15 protein-coding genes are annotated in these 13,211 nt (G+C 65.0%); 4 read left to right on the top strand and 11 right to left on the bottom strand.

What is annotated here, in order from left to right; genetic code table 11:
- Positions 1 to 4: 4 nt before the first annotated feature.
- Together CLU94_RS24900 and CLU94_RS24895 are read right to left on the bottom strand one after the other, a co-directional pair.
- Positions 5 to 730 carry a hypothetical protein gene (locus CLU94_RS24900; RefSeq protein WP_099667608.1) on the bottom strand — a complete coding sequence of 242 codons (726 nt, stop codon included), beginning with the start codon at positions 728 to 730 and terminating at the stop codon, positions 5 to 7.
- A gap of 63 nt (positions 731 to 793) precedes the next feature.
- Entirely contained in the window at positions 794 to 1,360 is a 567-nt protein-coding gene (locus CLU94_RS24895; RefSeq protein WP_099667607.1) for a hypothetical protein, read from the bottom strand.
- 412 nt (positions 1,361 to 1,772) lie between these two features.
- Here CLU94_RS24895 and CLU94_RS24890 point away from each other — a divergent pair, with 412 nt between their 5' ends.
- A complete protein-coding gene (locus CLU94_RS24890) occupies positions 1,773 to 3,575 on the top strand; it encodes a DUF1800 domain-containing protein (RefSeq protein WP_099667606.1) in 1,803 nt (600 codons plus the stop codon).
- Positions 3,576 to 3,584: 9 nt separating this feature from the next.
- Positions 3,585 to 5,030 carry a DUF1501 domain-containing protein gene (locus CLU94_RS24885; protein WP_099667605.1) on the top strand — a complete coding sequence of 482 codons (1,446 nt, stop codon included), beginning with the start codon at positions 3,585 to 3,587 and terminating at the stop codon, positions 5,028 to 5,030.
- On the opposite strand, the gene CLU94_RS24880 is transcribed toward CLU94_RS24885, so the two are convergent.
- The 4 genes from CLU94_RS24880 to CLU94_RS24870 are packed head-to-tail and all read right to left on the bottom strand — an operon-like array spanning position 5,027 to position 7,155.
- The gene (locus CLU94_RS24880; protein WP_099667604.1) at positions 5,027 to 5,890 is read right to left on the bottom strand and encodes a dioxygenase family protein; all 864 of its coding nucleotides are present in this window, start codon (positions 5,888 to 5,890) and stop codon (positions 5,027 to 5,029) included. The two genes, CLU94_RS24885 and CLU94_RS24880, sit on opposite strands and share 4 nt — an antisense overlap.
- Positions 5,848 to 6,012, bottom strand: a complete 165-nt coding sequence (locus tag CLU94_RS28495; protein WP_171985041.1) for a hypothetical protein — start codon at positions 6,010 to 6,012, stop codon at positions 5,848 to 5,850. Before CLU94_RS28495 ends, CLU94_RS24880 begins: the two co-directional genes overlap by 43 nt.
- A gap of 3 nt (positions 6,013 to 6,015) precedes the next feature.
- Positions 6,016 to 6,666, bottom strand: coding sequence for a hypothetical protein (locus CLU94_RS24875; protein ID WP_099667603.1), 651 nt, complete (start codon positions 6,664 to 6,666; stop codon positions 6,016 to 6,018).
- A gap of 15 nt (positions 6,667 to 6,681) precedes the next feature.
- Positions 6,682 to 7,155, bottom strand: a complete 474-nt coding sequence (locus CLU94_RS24870) for a Spy/CpxP family protein refolding chaperone (protein WP_099667602.1) — start codon at positions 7,153 to 7,155, stop codon at positions 6,682 to 6,684.
- A 193-nt stretch (positions 7,156 to 7,348) separates the two neighbouring features.
- On the opposite strand from CLU94_RS24870, the gene CLU94_RS24865 reads away from it, so the two are divergent.
- Positions 7,349 to 8,038, top strand: coding sequence for a response regulator transcription factor (locus CLU94_RS24865; protein WP_099667601.1), 690 nt, complete (start codon positions 7,349 to 7,351; stop codon positions 8,036 to 8,038).
- A 2-nt stretch (positions 8,039 to 8,040) separates the two neighbouring features.
- Positions 8,041 to 9,534: a sensor histidine kinase gene (locus tag CLU94_RS24860; RefSeq protein ID WP_099667600.1), complete on the top strand. Its 1,494-nt coding sequence runs from the start codon at positions 8,041 to 8,043 to the stop codon at positions 9,532 to 9,534.
- Between the two features lie 41 nt (positions 9,535 to 9,575).
- Here CLU94_RS24860 and CLU94_RS24855 read toward each other — a convergent pair whose 3' ends face one another.
- The 5 genes from CLU94_RS24855 to CLU94_RS24835 form a co-directional block, all read right to left on the bottom strand.
- A complete protein-coding gene (locus tag CLU94_RS24855) occupies positions 9,576 to 9,917 on the bottom strand; it encodes a FlxA-like family protein (protein WP_099667599.1) in 342 nt (113 codons plus the stop codon).
- A 121-nt stretch (positions 9,918 to 10,038) separates the two neighbouring features.
- The gene (gene dcd / locus CLU94_RS24850; protein ID WP_034755486.1) at positions 10,039 to 10,608 is read right to left on the bottom strand and encodes a dCTP deaminase; all 570 of its coding nucleotides are present in this window, start codon (positions 10,606 to 10,608) and stop codon (positions 10,039 to 10,041) included.
- A 133-nt stretch (positions 10,609 to 10,741) separates the two neighbouring features.
- Complete coding sequence (locus CLU94_RS24845; RefSeq protein WP_099667598.1) at positions 10,742 to 11,542, bottom strand: alpha/beta fold hydrolase; 801 nt, start codon at positions 11,540 to 11,542, stop codon at positions 10,742 to 10,744.
- Positions 11,543 to 11,600: 58 nt separating this feature from the next.
- Entirely contained in the window at positions 11,601 to 12,296 is a 696-nt protein-coding gene (locus CLU94_RS24840) for an HAD family hydrolase (protein WP_099667597.1), read from the bottom strand.
- 21 nt (positions 12,297 to 12,317) lie between these two features.
- Positions 12,318 to 13,079, bottom strand: coding sequence for a sulfite exporter TauE/SafE family protein (locus tag CLU94_RS24835; protein ID WP_099667596.1), 762 nt, complete (start codon positions 13,077 to 13,079; stop codon positions 12,318 to 12,320).
- Positions 13,080 to 13,211 lie beyond the last annotated feature (132 nt).

Here is a 13,211-nt window from a genome sequence, read left to right as displayed (position 1 = left end):
GATGTCACACGCCGTACAGGACGATCTTGTGGCCCTGGCGTGCCCAGCGGCCGCTGGATGGCCGCATGCCGGCGCCGCTGCGCACGCCGGCCGGCGCCACGCCCCCCGCACCCGCGCCGCTGCCGTTCTGCGTGGCGGCCTGGCCGCCCGGCCGGCCCAGCAAGCCTGGCGCGAACTGGCGCGCCGCCGCGCTGGCCGCCGCCTGGGCGATGGCGCGCGGGTCGCCATTGCCGCGCGCTTGCGCGGCGCGGTTGACGGTATCGGCCGCCAGGCGCACGAACTGCTTGGCGCCCTCGAATTCGCGGTCTTCGTTCGACGACGCTTCCGCTTCCAGCCCCAGGGCGCTGCCGGCGGCCGAGGCCAGGCCGCTGCCGATCTTGGCGCCCAGCGGGCCGCCGAAATAGCCGCCGATGGCGCCGCCCGCCAGGGGAATGGCCTTCTTCGCCACGCCCTTGAGCACGCCGCCGATCGCTTGTCCCACGGGAGACTTGATGATGCCGCCCGCCACGGAGGCGGCCTTGCGCAGGAAATTGCCGAGAAACTGTTCCAGTTCGGCTTCATTGCTGACCGACAACAGTTCATTCGCCAGTTCCATCTCTTCGGCCTCGGAAAACATGGCGTTCGCGCCGCCCTCGCCGCTCCACTCGCCCTGGCCAAACTCGAACTGTTCCGCTTCAAAACCGGACATTTCCTGTCCGTATTCCAGGGTCGTACGATCCAAGTCATGCATGATGAACTCCTCAAAGTTAGCACCTCGGTTGACACAACAGTGCCGGACGCAGCAACCGCCCGGCTAACAATCGAGCACGACGATGTGCCCGCCCTCGCGGCGCCAATGGCCACCATCCCGTCCCGGCGTTTGCGCCGCCTGCCTGAGCAAGCCTGGCGCCACGCGGCGTGCCACTTGCAGCAGGGCCGCGTCCACCCGCGTCCTGGGGTCGCGCGCGCCCAGGACGCCGTCCTGCACCAGCGCCGTGTTGACGGCATCGATCAGGTGCACGACCTGGCGCGCCAGTTCGAATTCCTTGTCTTCCGGGCTCAATCCTTCCAGTTCCATGCCGAAGATGGCCGCAGCGCGCCGCTTGAGCGCCTGCGGCGAGCCACCATGCAGGGGCAGCAAGGGCGCCACCACCTTGCCCAGCAACTGGCGCAGCGGCCCTTCCAGCGGCGTGCCGCGCACTTGCTGGCCCGCCGCAGTGGCGCCCAGCTGGCGCGCCAGGAAAGCATCGAATTGGGCCGGCCCCTGCAATTCCAGCAACTGCGCCGCCAGCGCCAGCGCATCTTCCTGCTGCAGCGGCAGCATGCCCGGCGCGTCAGGCAATTCCATTTCGGGACGATAGGCGAGCAGGCGGCTGGTCATGACAGGCTCCGGTGGAAGGCGGGCGGGTGGCCCATGCCTCCCTGATGCAAGGGCCATGCCAGTCCGGCGCAGGGGAAGAATGGGACAGGATGGCGAACGGCGTTTCGCCGATAGCGTAAAAACCATGGTTTCCGGCGAAGCGGGTTTCGTTGTCAAGATGAGCTTTCAAACAAGCTTAATTGGCAGGAATGATTACGTCGCCTATCCGCCACAGTGCTCGCTATCGGCAAAAAATATTTTTCATTTTTAAAAAGCAAACTTCGCGCTACCCCACCAAAAACACCACCAATACCATGCCAACGGACGATAAAAATAAACGTGGCCAACACGTAAATAGTTAATTGGAAACAGGATTTTGGTAGGCAAGCCCTACAATTAATGGGCCAGAATTTGATTGCCTGAAAGAAACTAAATGATAGACCCTACCTTGCGCCGTTTATTGGCCATCACATTACTCAGCCTGCTTGCCGCCTGCGGCGGTGGCGGCGACAGCAAGACCGGCGCCACCCAGAACCCGGACATATCGGTCGTGCCGCCCGCGACCACCGCCCCCGGCGATCCGGCCACCCCCGGCACCAAGCCGGGCGACACCATCCCGCCGCCGCCCCTGACCACGCCCCCGGCCAACCAGACCGCCACCTTCACGCGTGCGGAAGCGTCGCGCTTCCTGGGCCGCGCCACGTTCGGGCCGGACATGGCGGCCATCGACGCCCTCGCCGCCAGCGACAGCGACGCCTGGTTCCGCGCGCAGTTTTCCAAGCCGCAAACCTTGCATCGCAAATATATCGACGCCAAGTATCCCGTTGCGGGCGCGGCGGCCACCAAGGCCGTGCCGAACGACTTTTACGAGTCGTTCTGGCAGCAAGCCGTGCGCGGCGACGACCAGTTGCGCCAGCGCGTGGCCTTTGCCCTGTCGGAAATCTTCGTCGTGTCCACGCAAAACGAGAGCGTATGGACGCAAACGCGGGGCGTCGCCAGCTATTACGACATGCTGGGGCAACATGCGTTCGGCAACTTCCGCACCCTGCTGCAGGGCGTGGCCACCCATCCGATGATGGGGCTGTACCTGTCGCACCTGCGCAACCAGAAGGAATCGGCCACGCGTACGCCCGACGAGAATTTCGCGCGCGAAGTGATGCAGCTGTTTACCATCGGCCTGTACCAGCTGAATGCGGATGGTTCATTGAAATTGTCCGGCGGCAAGCCCATCGACACCTACACGCGCGACGATGTGGGCGGCCTGGCGAAAGTATTTACGGGCTGGAGCTGGGCCGGCCCGGACCAGGGCGCGAACCGTTTCTTTGGCAGCGTGGCCGATCCGGACCGCGACTGGAAACCGATGCAGAACTATGCGGCGTACCACTCCACCAGCGAAAAGCGCTTCCTGGGCGTGAGCGCGGCGGGCGCCGCCGGCGGCGAAGCGGACATGGCGCTGGCCCTCGACACCCTGTTCAACCATCCGAATGCCGGCCCCTTCTTCGGCCGCCAGCTGATCCAGCGCCTGGTGACCAGCAACCCCAGCCCGGCCTATGTGGGCAGGGTTGCGGCCGCCTTCGCCAACAATGGTTCGGGCGTGCGCGGCGACATGCAGGCCGTGATCCGCGCCGTGCTGCTCGACCCCGACGCGCTGGCGCCAGCCGGCAGCAGCCTGCGCACGGGCAAATTGCGCGAACCGCTTGTGCGCCTGGGCAACTGGATGCGCGCCTTTCACGCCAAGGATGCGGCCTTGCAGTACCGCATCTATTACCTGAGCGATCCACTGTCGGGACTGGGGCAGAATCCCATGAACGCGCCGTCCGTCTTCAACTACTTCCGCCCCTCGTACGTGCCGCCCAATTCGGCGCTGGCGACGGCGGGCCTCGTGGCGCCGGAAATGCAGATCACGTCGGAGCCATCCGTCACCGGTTACCTGAACTTCATGCAGGACGCCATCCGCGGCGGCGTGGCGGAAAACAGCGCCGTGCAAGCCGACTACTCGGCCGAAGTGGCCCTGGCCGACCAGCCCGCCGCCTTGCTGGACCGGGTCAACTTGCTGTTAATGTCCGGCAATATGTCGTCCCGGCTGCGCGGCAAGATCCTGGCGGCCGTCACGAGCATCGCGATTCCCGCCGCCAGCGGCAGCAATGCCGCGCAAGTGACGACGGCAAAAACCTACCGCGTGCACCTGGCCATTTTCCTGGCCATGGCCTCGCCTGAATACCTGGTTCAAAAATAAGGAAGCAGCATGACCATCACCTCTCATTTCTCGCGCCGCCGCTTCCTCGGCTCCATGCTGGGCCTGGCCGGCAGCGCGGCCACGCCATTCGCCCTCAACCTGGCCGCCATGGGCCAGGCTGCGGCCCAGTCCGCCGACGACTACAAGGCCCTCGTCTGCCTGTTCATGACCGGCGGCAACGATTCCTTCAACACGGTGCTGGCCACGGACACGCCATCGTGGAGCGAATACCTGCGCCTGCGCAACACGGGCAGCAACGATTCGATCCACCTGCCCGGCGTCGGCGAAACGGGCGGCGTGCTGCCGATCACGCCCGCCACGGCGCAAACGGGCCGCAGCTTTGCCCTGCACCCCGCCCTCGCTCCCGTGAAAGACCTGTTCGACGGCGGCCGCGCCGCCATCGTTGCCAACGTGGGCACCCTGATCCAGCCCCTGACCCTGGCGCAATACAAGGCGGGCAATGTGGCGCTGCCGCCGAAACTGTTTTCGCATAACGACCAGCAATCGACCTGGCAATCGGGCTTGCCGGAAGGCGCCAGCATCGGCTGGGGCGGACGCCTGGGCGACCTGCTCGGCACGGGTAACGTGAATGCGACGTTTACGGCCATCTCGGCCGCGTCAAACGCGCTGTTCCTGAGCGGGCGCCAGGTGCGCCAGTTCCAGGTGGGCCAGGCAGGCGCCGTGCCGATCCGCAATATCGGCGGCGGCTACCTGTTCGGCACCACCCAGGGCGAGACCGCCTTGCGCGACATCATCAGCACGGCGGGCGACGACATGATGGAGCAGGAACACGTGGCGACGGTGCAGCGCGCCATTTCCAGCCAGAGCGTGCTGAGCGGCGCCATGCTGGCGGCCGGCGCGGGCGGCGTGCCCAATCCGCCGCCCTACATCAACCCGAACACGGGCGCGTCCAGCGTCAACCAGCTGGCCGTGCAATTGCAGACGGTGGCGCGCATCATCGGCGGGCGCGGTCCCCTGGGGGCGAAACGGCAAGTGTTCTATGTGACACTGGGCAGTTTCGACACGCATGACCGCCAAAAGGAATTGCACGGCGACCTGATGGCGCGTCTGGCGCACGCGCTCGCGTATTTCGACGCGACCCTGGCCACCCTGCAGGGCGCCGACGTGCGGCGCCAGGTGACGACGTTTACGGCGTCGGACTTCGGCCGTACCTTCAGCAGCAACGGCGACGGCACGGATCACGGCTGGGGCGCGCACCACTTTGTCGTTGGCGGCGCCGTGAAGGGCCGCGACATCTACGGCGCCTTCCCCGCCACGGGCCTGGGCCATGAGCTGGACGTGGGTTCCGGCTCCCTGCTGCCGACCACCTCCGTCGACCAGTATGGCGCCACCCTGGCCAAATGGTTCGGCGTGGCCGACAGCCAGCTGGCCGACGTGTTCCCGAACATCGGCAACTTCAGCAGGCGCGACCTGGGTTTCATGACGGCAACTTAACCGTTCACGGCCACCGTCAGGGTGACCACATAACCATCGGTGGCATTGCCCGTCACCGTCGCCATCTGCAAGCTGGTGCCGTCGGCAAAGACATTGTCGGTGGCATAGCTGATCTGCGCCAGGTTGCGCACGCTGGCCGTGTAGCCGCTGGCCGCGTAAGCCTCGTTCAGCGTTGCCATCGGGAAGGTAAACTGCGACGTCTTGATGCGGTTCGCGGCGCTGGCCGCCTTGGCCAGGCTGGGATACACCTCGAAATGCACGTGCGGTATGCGTCCCGCGTAGCAGCCGGGAAAGATGGTCGTAAACGCCAGCTTGCCCGCGCTGTCCGTTTCCTGCACGCCGCGCAAATAATTTTGCGCCGTCACGCCGCTCGAATACAGCGAATACAGGCCGTCGCGGTCGCAATGCCACAGATAGACGGCGTAGCCGGCCAGGCTGGCGCAGCCGCCGCTGGCATTGAGCAACTGCAAATTGATGGTCAAGGGCACGCCTGCCGCCACGCCAGTGGCGCCATTGAAACTGGCGCGGATATCGCTGCGCACGACGCCCGTCTGGTTCAGCACGTTGATGATGCTGCCGCCATTCGTGTTCGTGCCATCGGCCGGATACGGCCCGCCCGTTTCCTCGGGAATCACCGTGCAGGCGCCCGCGGTCGGTATCGTGACGCTGCCGGCGCCGCCGGACGTGCCTGTGACGCCGCCGCTCGCGGCCGTGCCGCCGGCGTCCGACCCGCCGCCGCAGCTCATCAACGGCAAGGTGGCGGCGCCGGCCAGCAGCCAGCGCAAGACTTGCCGCCGTTCAAACGCCTGTTGCCGCATCATTTCGAGGTCGGATGCCAGACCGTGATCATGTAAGTCCATATGTATTCCATCAAATAGGGCAAGCTCGCCAGGGCAGGACTCAGGCTGGCGCACAGGAACAGCGCCTGCGTGGCCCGTTGCGCGAGCGCCTTCCTGGCGGCAATGGCGAGCTTGCGTTCCATGGCTCAAGCCGTTGTATCGACCAGGTTGCCGCTGGCGGACAGGCTGCCGCCCGCACTCGCCGCGCCCAGGCTGCCCGACAGCGCCTGCAGGAAACTGCTCAGTTTGCTGCTGCTCGTGCCGCCCTCATCGCCGCCCAGCGCGCTGAGCAGGCTGGCAAAGCTGGACTGCAAGTCCGTCACGCTGCCGTCCGCGCTCTGCGCGCTGTCGCTGGCATCGCTGCCGGATGACGAGAGTTTTTGCAGCAGGCTTTGCAAATCCGACTCGATATTGCCGGGGCCGCCGCGCGCGCCACCGCCGGGTGGCGGCCCCGAAGGCGGCTCTGCCCCCTCGTCTTGCCCGCCGGCACCGCCACCGCTCTGCGCATGCAGGCTGCCCATCAACTGGTGCAGGAAGGCGCCCAGCGCCTGGCCCGCGTCGCCGCTGCCGGCGGCGCTGGCGCCGTCCGTCGCGCTATCGCCATCGCTGGCATCGACCGTCACGCCGATCGATGACAAGGCGCTGGAAATAGCGTCGAGAAATGCGCCATCGTCGGGTTTTGACGGCCGCGTGCCGCCCGCGCCGCTGGTACTGCCGGTATTGCCGCCGCCGCCCAGGCGGCTGAACGCGCTCAGCTGGCTGGCGGCGCTGGTCGAACTCAAGGCACTGATGCTCATCTCGCTCTCCTGTGCTTATTGGGGGCGGCGCGGGCCGGGGCGGCTGTCGCCCCGCTGCTGCGCCTGCTTGCGCTGTTCCGGCGTCAGCACGGCCAGCAATTGCTGCTCCAGCCGTGCCTGCTGCAAGCTGATCTGCGCCATGGCTTGCGCCGCCGTGCTGGCCAGCGCACTGGCCTTCGCATCGTCGTAGGCGCTGGAGGCGGCCAGCGCGCGCAGCTGCGCATGGGCCTTGAAGGCGATCTTTTCCTGTTCCCGCAGCAAGGGCGCCTGGGCATAGGTGGCGGCGAAAATCTTGTCCTGCTGCGCTTCGCTCAAGTCGATGCCGCGCAGGAATGGCGGCAAGCCTGGCGCACCGGGTCCGCCGGGTCCGTGAAGCAGGCCGGGCGGCGGCCCTTCCATGGGTGCAGCTTCTTGCTGGGCCAGCGCCAGCAGCGGCATGCTGCAGGCGGACAGCAGCAACAGGGATACGGCAATACTCAGGTATTTCATCGGGCTTTCCTTTCGTGGCGATCAGCCCTGATTGTGGGCGTCTGGCATGTAAAGCAACGTTAGGGCGGCGTAAAAGCGTGTAAAGGAAGGTGCGCAAATGTAAGCGGACGTATGTAAAAGCGGGTAAAACCGCCCTGAACGGCCCCCTTTGACTGCTATCATCGGGCGATATTCACCCGAAAAAAGCACAGGCATGAGCAAGGTTTTGTTAATCGATGACGACGTGGAACTGGTCGGCATGTTCCAGGAATACCTGACGCAGGAAGGTTTTGACGCCCGCGCCGTGCATGACGGCGAAAGCGGCGCGGCCGAGGCGCTGACGGGCCTGTACGCCATCGCCATCCTCGACGTCATGATGCCGCGCATGAATGGCCTGGAAACCCTGCGCCGCATCCGCGCCGGCAGCAACCTGCCCATCCTGATGCTGACGGCGCGCGGCGACGATACGGACCGCATCGTGGGCCTGGAGCTGGGCGCCGACGATTACGTGACAAAACCGTGCACGCCGCGCGAGCTGACGGCGCGCATCCGTGCCATCCTGCGCCGTGCGCAAGCGGCGCTGCAGGACACCTCGGGCCTGGCGCCGCTGACCGTGGGCCAGTTGACGATGTGGCCGGAGCAGCGCCGCGTTGCCTGGGCCGGCGCGCACCTGGAGCTGACGAGCACGGAATTCAACCTGCTGGAAGTGCTGGTGCGCCATGCGGGCAAGCCCGTGAGCAAGAATCAGCTGTCCGAACTGGGCCTGGGCCGGCCCATGGCCCGCTTCGACCGCAATATCGACGTGCATTTGAGCAGCCTGCGCCGCAAGCTGGGCAGCCTGGCCGATGGCCGTTCCTGCCTGCAAACCGTGTACCGTCTCGGCTACCAGCTGATCAAGGAGTAAGCGTGGGCCGTCTGTTCTGGAAGTTTTTTCTGTGCATCATGCTGGCGCAAGTGACGGCCACCATCGGCATCGGCGGCACCTTCTGGCTGAAAAACCGGGCCGCGCAGCAGGAACGGGCCCTCGACATCGATACCAGCCCGCCCGCGCAAATGATCATCGAGGCCGCCAGCGCCACCGTGGAAGCGGGCGGCAGCCAGGCCTTGCGGCAATTCCTGGGCAAGCTCGAACGCATGCGCGTGTTTGCTGTCGATGCCAAAGGGCAAGAATTGATGGGCCGCACGGTGCATCCCGCCATGCTGGCCAAGGCGCGCGCCATGCTGCAACAAAGCCAGGCCCATCCCGTCGTGCGCGACGTGGCCGGCAGCGACGGCAAGCGCTACCTGCTGTTCCTGCCCTCGTCCGAACGCTTCCGCAATGCCGAGGCGGGCGCCGCGCGCGACACGCTCAACGCCGTCACCCTGAGCGGCCCGCGCACCATGGGACCCGGTCCACGCCCCAGCGAAGCGGGTGCCCCGCCGCCACGCGGCGAATTCGGCCGCGGCATGCCGCCCGGCCCGCGCATGGACAGCCCCTATCGCACTTTCATTCCCCTGGCCGCCGCCATCGCCGCCAGCCTGCTGTTCGCCTTTTTGCTGGCCTGGTATTTTGCGCGTCCCATCCGCGACCTGCGGCAGGCGTTCGAGGCCGCCTCGCACGGCAACCTGGCGCCGCGCTTCCACGCCAGCGGCAAGCGCGGCGATGAATTGACGGACCTGGGACGCGATTTCGACCGCATGACGGGCCGTTTGCGCAGCCTCATGGACAGCCAGAGGCGCTTGCTGCATGATGTCTCGCATGAGCTGCGCTCGCCGCTGGCGCGCTTGCAGGCCGCCATCGGCCTGGCGCACCAGCAGCCGGAAAAGATGGCCGCCTCGATGCAGCGCATCGAACGCGAAAGCGAGCGCATGGATAAGCTGATCGGTGAACTGCTGACCCTGTCGCGGCTGGAAGCGGGCGCCGTGCAAGCGGGCGCGGGGCACGCGCACAGCGAAGACGTCGGCATCGCCGACCTTGTGCACGACATCGTGGACGACGCCCGCTATGAAGCCAGGGCGCGCCTGATGGGCATCGACCTGGCGGTCGACGCGGCCATGGCCGACGCCAGCGTCACGGGCCAGCCCGAACTGCTGGCGCGCGCCGTGGAAAACGTGGTGCGCAATGCTGTCAAGCACAGCCCCGACGGCGGCACGGTGGATGTCGAACTGTCGCGCCAGCATGATTACTTGCGCATCGCCGTGCTGGACCGGGGACCCGGCGTGGCCAGCGCCGACCTGGCCCGCATTTTTGAACCATTCTTCCGCGCCAGCAATACCCAGCACAGCACGGACGGCCATGGCCTGGGCCTGGCCATCGCCCAGCACGTCATCAACGCCCATGGCGGCCGCATCGGGGCCAGCTTGCGCAGCGGTGGCGGACTGTGCGTGGAAATGTTGTTGCCCGTCAAAACGCCAAGCTGACCTGTCGGCGAGCCTGGCGTCTTTTACGCGCGGAGTTGCTGTTACGCCTGCGTATCGATGATGCTGCCCAGGGTGGACGAAGTCGATTTGGCCGGGCTCGTCGCCGTATCGGCGCTGCTGGCCGGCTGAGCATCTTGCTGCGCCGCTTTCTGCGCGGCGGCAGCTTGCAACTGGGCAATTTGCGCCTGCAAGGCCTGGATTTGCTGCGCCAGCTGCTGCTGCAGCTTTTGCGACGCCTCCGTCTGCTCGCCCTTCTGCGACTCCGTCAACTGCTTTTGCGCCGCCGTGATCTGCTTTTGCAGCGCCGCGATCTGCGAACTGCTGCCCGAACTGGCGCTCCCCGCCGCGCTGACCGCGCTGCCTGAACCGATTGCCGCTACCATGATGCCTCCTCAGTGTTTCGATACCAAGGTTAACGGCAAGCATGGGCGCGGATGTAGTGCCGCAGGTGTAAAGGCAGGTAAAGACAGGGAAAGACGGCTGGCGCCCCTCCCTTCACCGCGATCAGGTCTTGGGTAACGTTACGCCGACCTGGCCCTGGTATTTGCCGCCGCGGTCCTTGTACGACGTTTCGCACACTTCATCGGACTCGAAGAACAGCACTTGCGCCACGCCTTCGTTGGCGTAGATTTTCGCCGGCAGCGGTGTCGTGTTGGAAAACTCCAGGGTCACATAGCCTTCCCATTCCGGTTCGAACGGGGTGACGTTGACGATGATGCCACAGCGCGCATAGGTGCTCTTGCCCAGGCAAATCGTCAGCACGTTGCGGGGAATGCGGAAATACTCGACGGTACGGGCCAGCGCGAACGAGTTTGGCGGGATGATGCAATAGCCCTTGCCGGACACGTCGACGAAATTGTTCGCGTCGAAATCCTTCGGGTCGACGATGGTGGTGTTGATGTTGGTAAACAACTTGAACTCGTCGGCGCAACGGATGTCATAGCCATAGCTGGAGGTGCCGTAGGAAACGATGCGGTTGCCGTCGCGTTCCTTGACCTGGCCCGGTTCGAACGGCTCGATCATGCCCGTTGTTTCCGCCATGCGGCGTATCCATTTATCGCTTTTAATCGTCATCGCAGGGGTATCTTTCTAGAATATCGGAATGGCTGGGGCCGCACGCCTGCTGCAGGCGTGGCCCGGATGGCAGGATTTTACGCGAAAAACCGCCACTTTTGGCCCTTGCCCGCTGAAAATCCTTGCCAGTCGGCTAGTGTTTAGCCAACAGCGAGGTGATCATCTCGCGCACCACTTGCGCCGTCAGTTCCGGGTTTTCCATGGGAAACAGATGCCCGCCCGGCACCTGGCGGAAAAATTTGCCGACCAGCTTGCGCGTAGCAGTCAAGCCCGCCTGGCGGCATTCCACCGATTCCGTGCCGCCGATAAAACCGATGGGCACTGGAAAACCATCCTTGACGAGGCCGCCGATGTGGTGCGGCAAGCTGCGGTAGACCTGCGTTTCCACTTCGCGCGTAAAGCGCAACTGCACCCCGTCCGGATGTGGCGCCAGGCCGCTGTCGATGTAATCGCGCAAGACTTGCGGCGCCCAGATGGCGAACATGTCCTTGGCGGCAAAATGCTCATACGCAGCTTGCGCATCGGGCCACAGCTTGCGCCGCCGGGCGGAAAAACGGGCGGGAGAGTAACGCTCGCCCAGCGCCGTGTTGCGCGCCAACCGCACCAGCAAGGCGCGCCAGCCCGCCACCACGGGCGAATCAAGCAAGACCACGCAACGCACCAGGTCGGGCCGCTGCTTGGCCACCATGACGCTGAGCATGCCGCCCAGCGAATGGCCGACGAGGATCACGGGCGCGCTGTAGCGGCGCTCCAGGTCGTCGATATACTCGCGCACCAGCTCGGGCCAGCCCGTGCTGACGGGGTATTCGGGATCATGCGCATGCATGTCGAGCGCCTGCACGGTGTAATGCTGTCCCAGCAAGCCGAACAGCTTGCGGTAAGTGCCGGCTGGATAACTGTTGGCATGGGCAAAGTGCAGTTGCGGGAGGGTCATCGTGAGTCGGTGCCGGTGAATGCGATAAACAATTGTAATGGCATGCCGGCAAGACGTATCAGAGGAAGGACTCTAATTGCCGGGGCGCATGGGCCATGCCGGGCACGAACGCCGCCAGCACTTCGGCCAGCTCGGCGTTGGAATCCACGACGCAGAAAGCGTCGTCGAACGCATGGTGACGGTTCATGGGATTGCGCACGATAATGCATTCCAGTCCGGCCGCATTGGCGGCGCGCAAGCCGCGCGGCGAGTCTTCCACGGCCACGCAGTCGGCGGCGGCCAGGCCCAGGCGCTGCAAGCCCAGCTGGTAGCCGTCGGGCGCCGGCTTGCTTTCGCCATACATTTCACGCGTCAGCACGAAGTCGAAGTGGCGCAACAAGCCCGTGGCCGCATGGCTGATCCGGAAATGCTGTTCGTAGGCACTGGTGACCACGCCCATGGCCACGTGCGGGCGCAGCGCCGCCAGCACTTGGCCGATGCCCGGCATGGCCAGCTGGCGCGCCTGGCGCAAGCGCTGCGCGAACAGCGCGGTGCGCTCGGCCCGCAAGCGCTCGACCAGTTCGATCTCATGGCCCTGCCCCAGCAGCACATGCCAGGCGCCGTAGTTATTGTCCAGGAACCAGTCAAAGAATTGCTTCGGCGTCAAGTCTATGCCGTAGGGCAAGAGCAAGTCGCGGTTGCTTTCGTAAAACAGCTGCTCGGTGTTGACCAGCACGCCATCGTTGTCCCACAGCACGCCCTGGATGGTTTTCATGGCTTGTTGTCGTTCAGAAACTTACTTGAAGAAAATGTCGTAGGACAACTTGAAGATCAGCAGCACCAGCAGCACGAGGAACAAAATGCGCACGAAGGCGGCGCCGCGGCGCACGGCGATCCAGGTGCCCGTGAGGGCGCCCAGGATGTTGCACACAGCCATCGGTGCAGCCACGGCATACACCACGTGACCGGCAGGAATGAAAAAGGCCAGCGCGGCCACGTTGGTGGCGATATTCACCAGTTTCGAGCAGGCCGAAGCGAGGATGAAATCGAAGCCGAAGACGCGAATGAACAGGAAAATCAGGAAACTGCCCGTACCCGGCCCGAACAGGCCGTCATAGAAGCCGATGGCGCCGCCGATGACGATGGCGAGGATGCGTTCGCGCGGACCGATGGAGCGCGCCTCTCGCGTCGTGCCGAAATCTTTCTTGATGAAGGTGTAGATGGCCATGATGATGATCAACACCAGCACCATCGGGCGCACCACCTGCTGCGGCACATACGACACGGCGGCCGCGCCGATGAAGGACATGACAAAGGCGCTGGCCACGGCGGGCAGCACCAGCAGCCACGGAATATGTACCTTGCCGACAAACGAGCGGGCGGCAAACGTGGTGCCGCAGGCGGACGCCAGCTTGTTCGTGCCCAGCAAGGAGGTCGAGGCCATGTTCGGCATCAGGTTGAACAGGGCCGGCAGCTGTATCAGCCCGCCCCCGCCCACGGCGGCATCGATCAGGCCGGCAAAGAAGGCAAATAAACACAGCAGCGAGATGGTCAGCATGATAGGCAATGAGGAATGGGCGACAGCGGCAGTATAGGCGCCGTGGATTTTTCCGGATGCAACTTCATATTGCGGAAAGCGCAATCAGGCGTAACGCTTGACGGAATGCGCCCCGTACGGTCTACTGGCCTC

The organism is Janthinobacterium sp. 13 (genome assembly GCF_002749695.1).
Classification (GTDB): domain Bacteria; phylum Pseudomonadota; class Gammaproteobacteria; order Burkholderiales; family Burkholderiaceae_D; genus Janthinobacterium; species Janthinobacterium kumbetense.
The sequence above is the reverse complement of the archived record's forward strand: the minus strand, read 5'-3'. Positions and strand labels throughout refer to the sequence as shown.

Excerpts from the sequence above, each read along its gene's own strand:
- CLU94_RS24880 (WP_099667604.1), bottom strand. The coding sequence starts at position 5,890 with ATGGACTTACATGATCACGGTCTGGCATCCGACCTCGAAATGATGCGG.
- dcd (WP_034755486.1), bottom strand. The coding sequence starts at position 10,608 with ATGACGATTAAAAGCGATAAATGGATACGCCGCATGGCGGAAACAACG.
- CLU94_RS24845 (WP_099667598.1), bottom strand. The coding sequence starts at position 11,542 with ATGACCCTCCCGCAACTGCACTTTGCCCATGCCAACAGTTATCCAGCC.
- CLU94_RS24875 (WP_099667603.1), bottom strand. The coding sequence starts at position 6,666 with ATGAGCATCAGTGCCTTGAGTTCGACCAGCGCCGCCAGCCAGCTGAGC.
- CLU94_RS24855 (WP_099667599.1), bottom strand. The coding sequence starts at position 9,917 with ATGGTAGCGGCAATCGGTTCAGGCAGCGCGGTCAGCGCGGCGGGGAGC.
- CLU94_RS24890 (WP_099667606.1), top strand. The coding sequence starts at position 1,773 with ATGATAGACCCTACCTTGCGCCGTTTATTGGCCATCACATTACTCAGC.
- CLU94_RS24895 (WP_099667607.1), bottom strand. The coding sequence starts at position 1,360 with ATGACCAGCCGCCTGCTCGCCTATCGTCCCGAAATGGAATTGCCTGAC.
- CLU94_RS24865 (WP_099667601.1), top strand. The coding sequence starts at position 7,349 with ATGAGCAAGGTTTTGTTAATCGATGACGACGTGGAACTGGTCGGCATG.
- CLU94_RS24885 (WP_099667605.1), top strand. The coding sequence starts at position 3,585 with ATGACCATCACCTCTCATTTCTCGCGCCGCCGCTTCCTCGGCTCCATG.
- CLU94_RS28495 (WP_171985041.1), bottom strand. The coding sequence starts at position 6,012 with ATGGAACGCAAGCTCGCCATTGCCGCCAGGAAGGCGCTCGCGCAACGG.
- CLU94_RS24900 (WP_099667608.1), bottom strand. The coding sequence starts at position 730 with ATGCATGACTTGGATCGTACGACCCTGGAATACGGACAGGAAATGTCC.
- CLU94_RS24840 (WP_099667597.1), bottom strand. The coding sequence starts at position 12,296 with ATGAAAACCATCCAGGGCGTGCTGTGGGACAACGATGGCGTGCTGGTC.
- CLU94_RS24870 (WP_099667602.1), bottom strand. The coding sequence starts at position 7,155 with ATGAAATACCTGAGTATTGCCGTATCCCTGTTGCTGCTGTCCGCCTGC.
- CLU94_RS24835 (WP_099667596.1), bottom strand. The coding sequence starts at position 13,079 with ATGCTGACCATCTCGCTGCTGTGTTTATTTGCCTTCTTTGCCGGCCTG.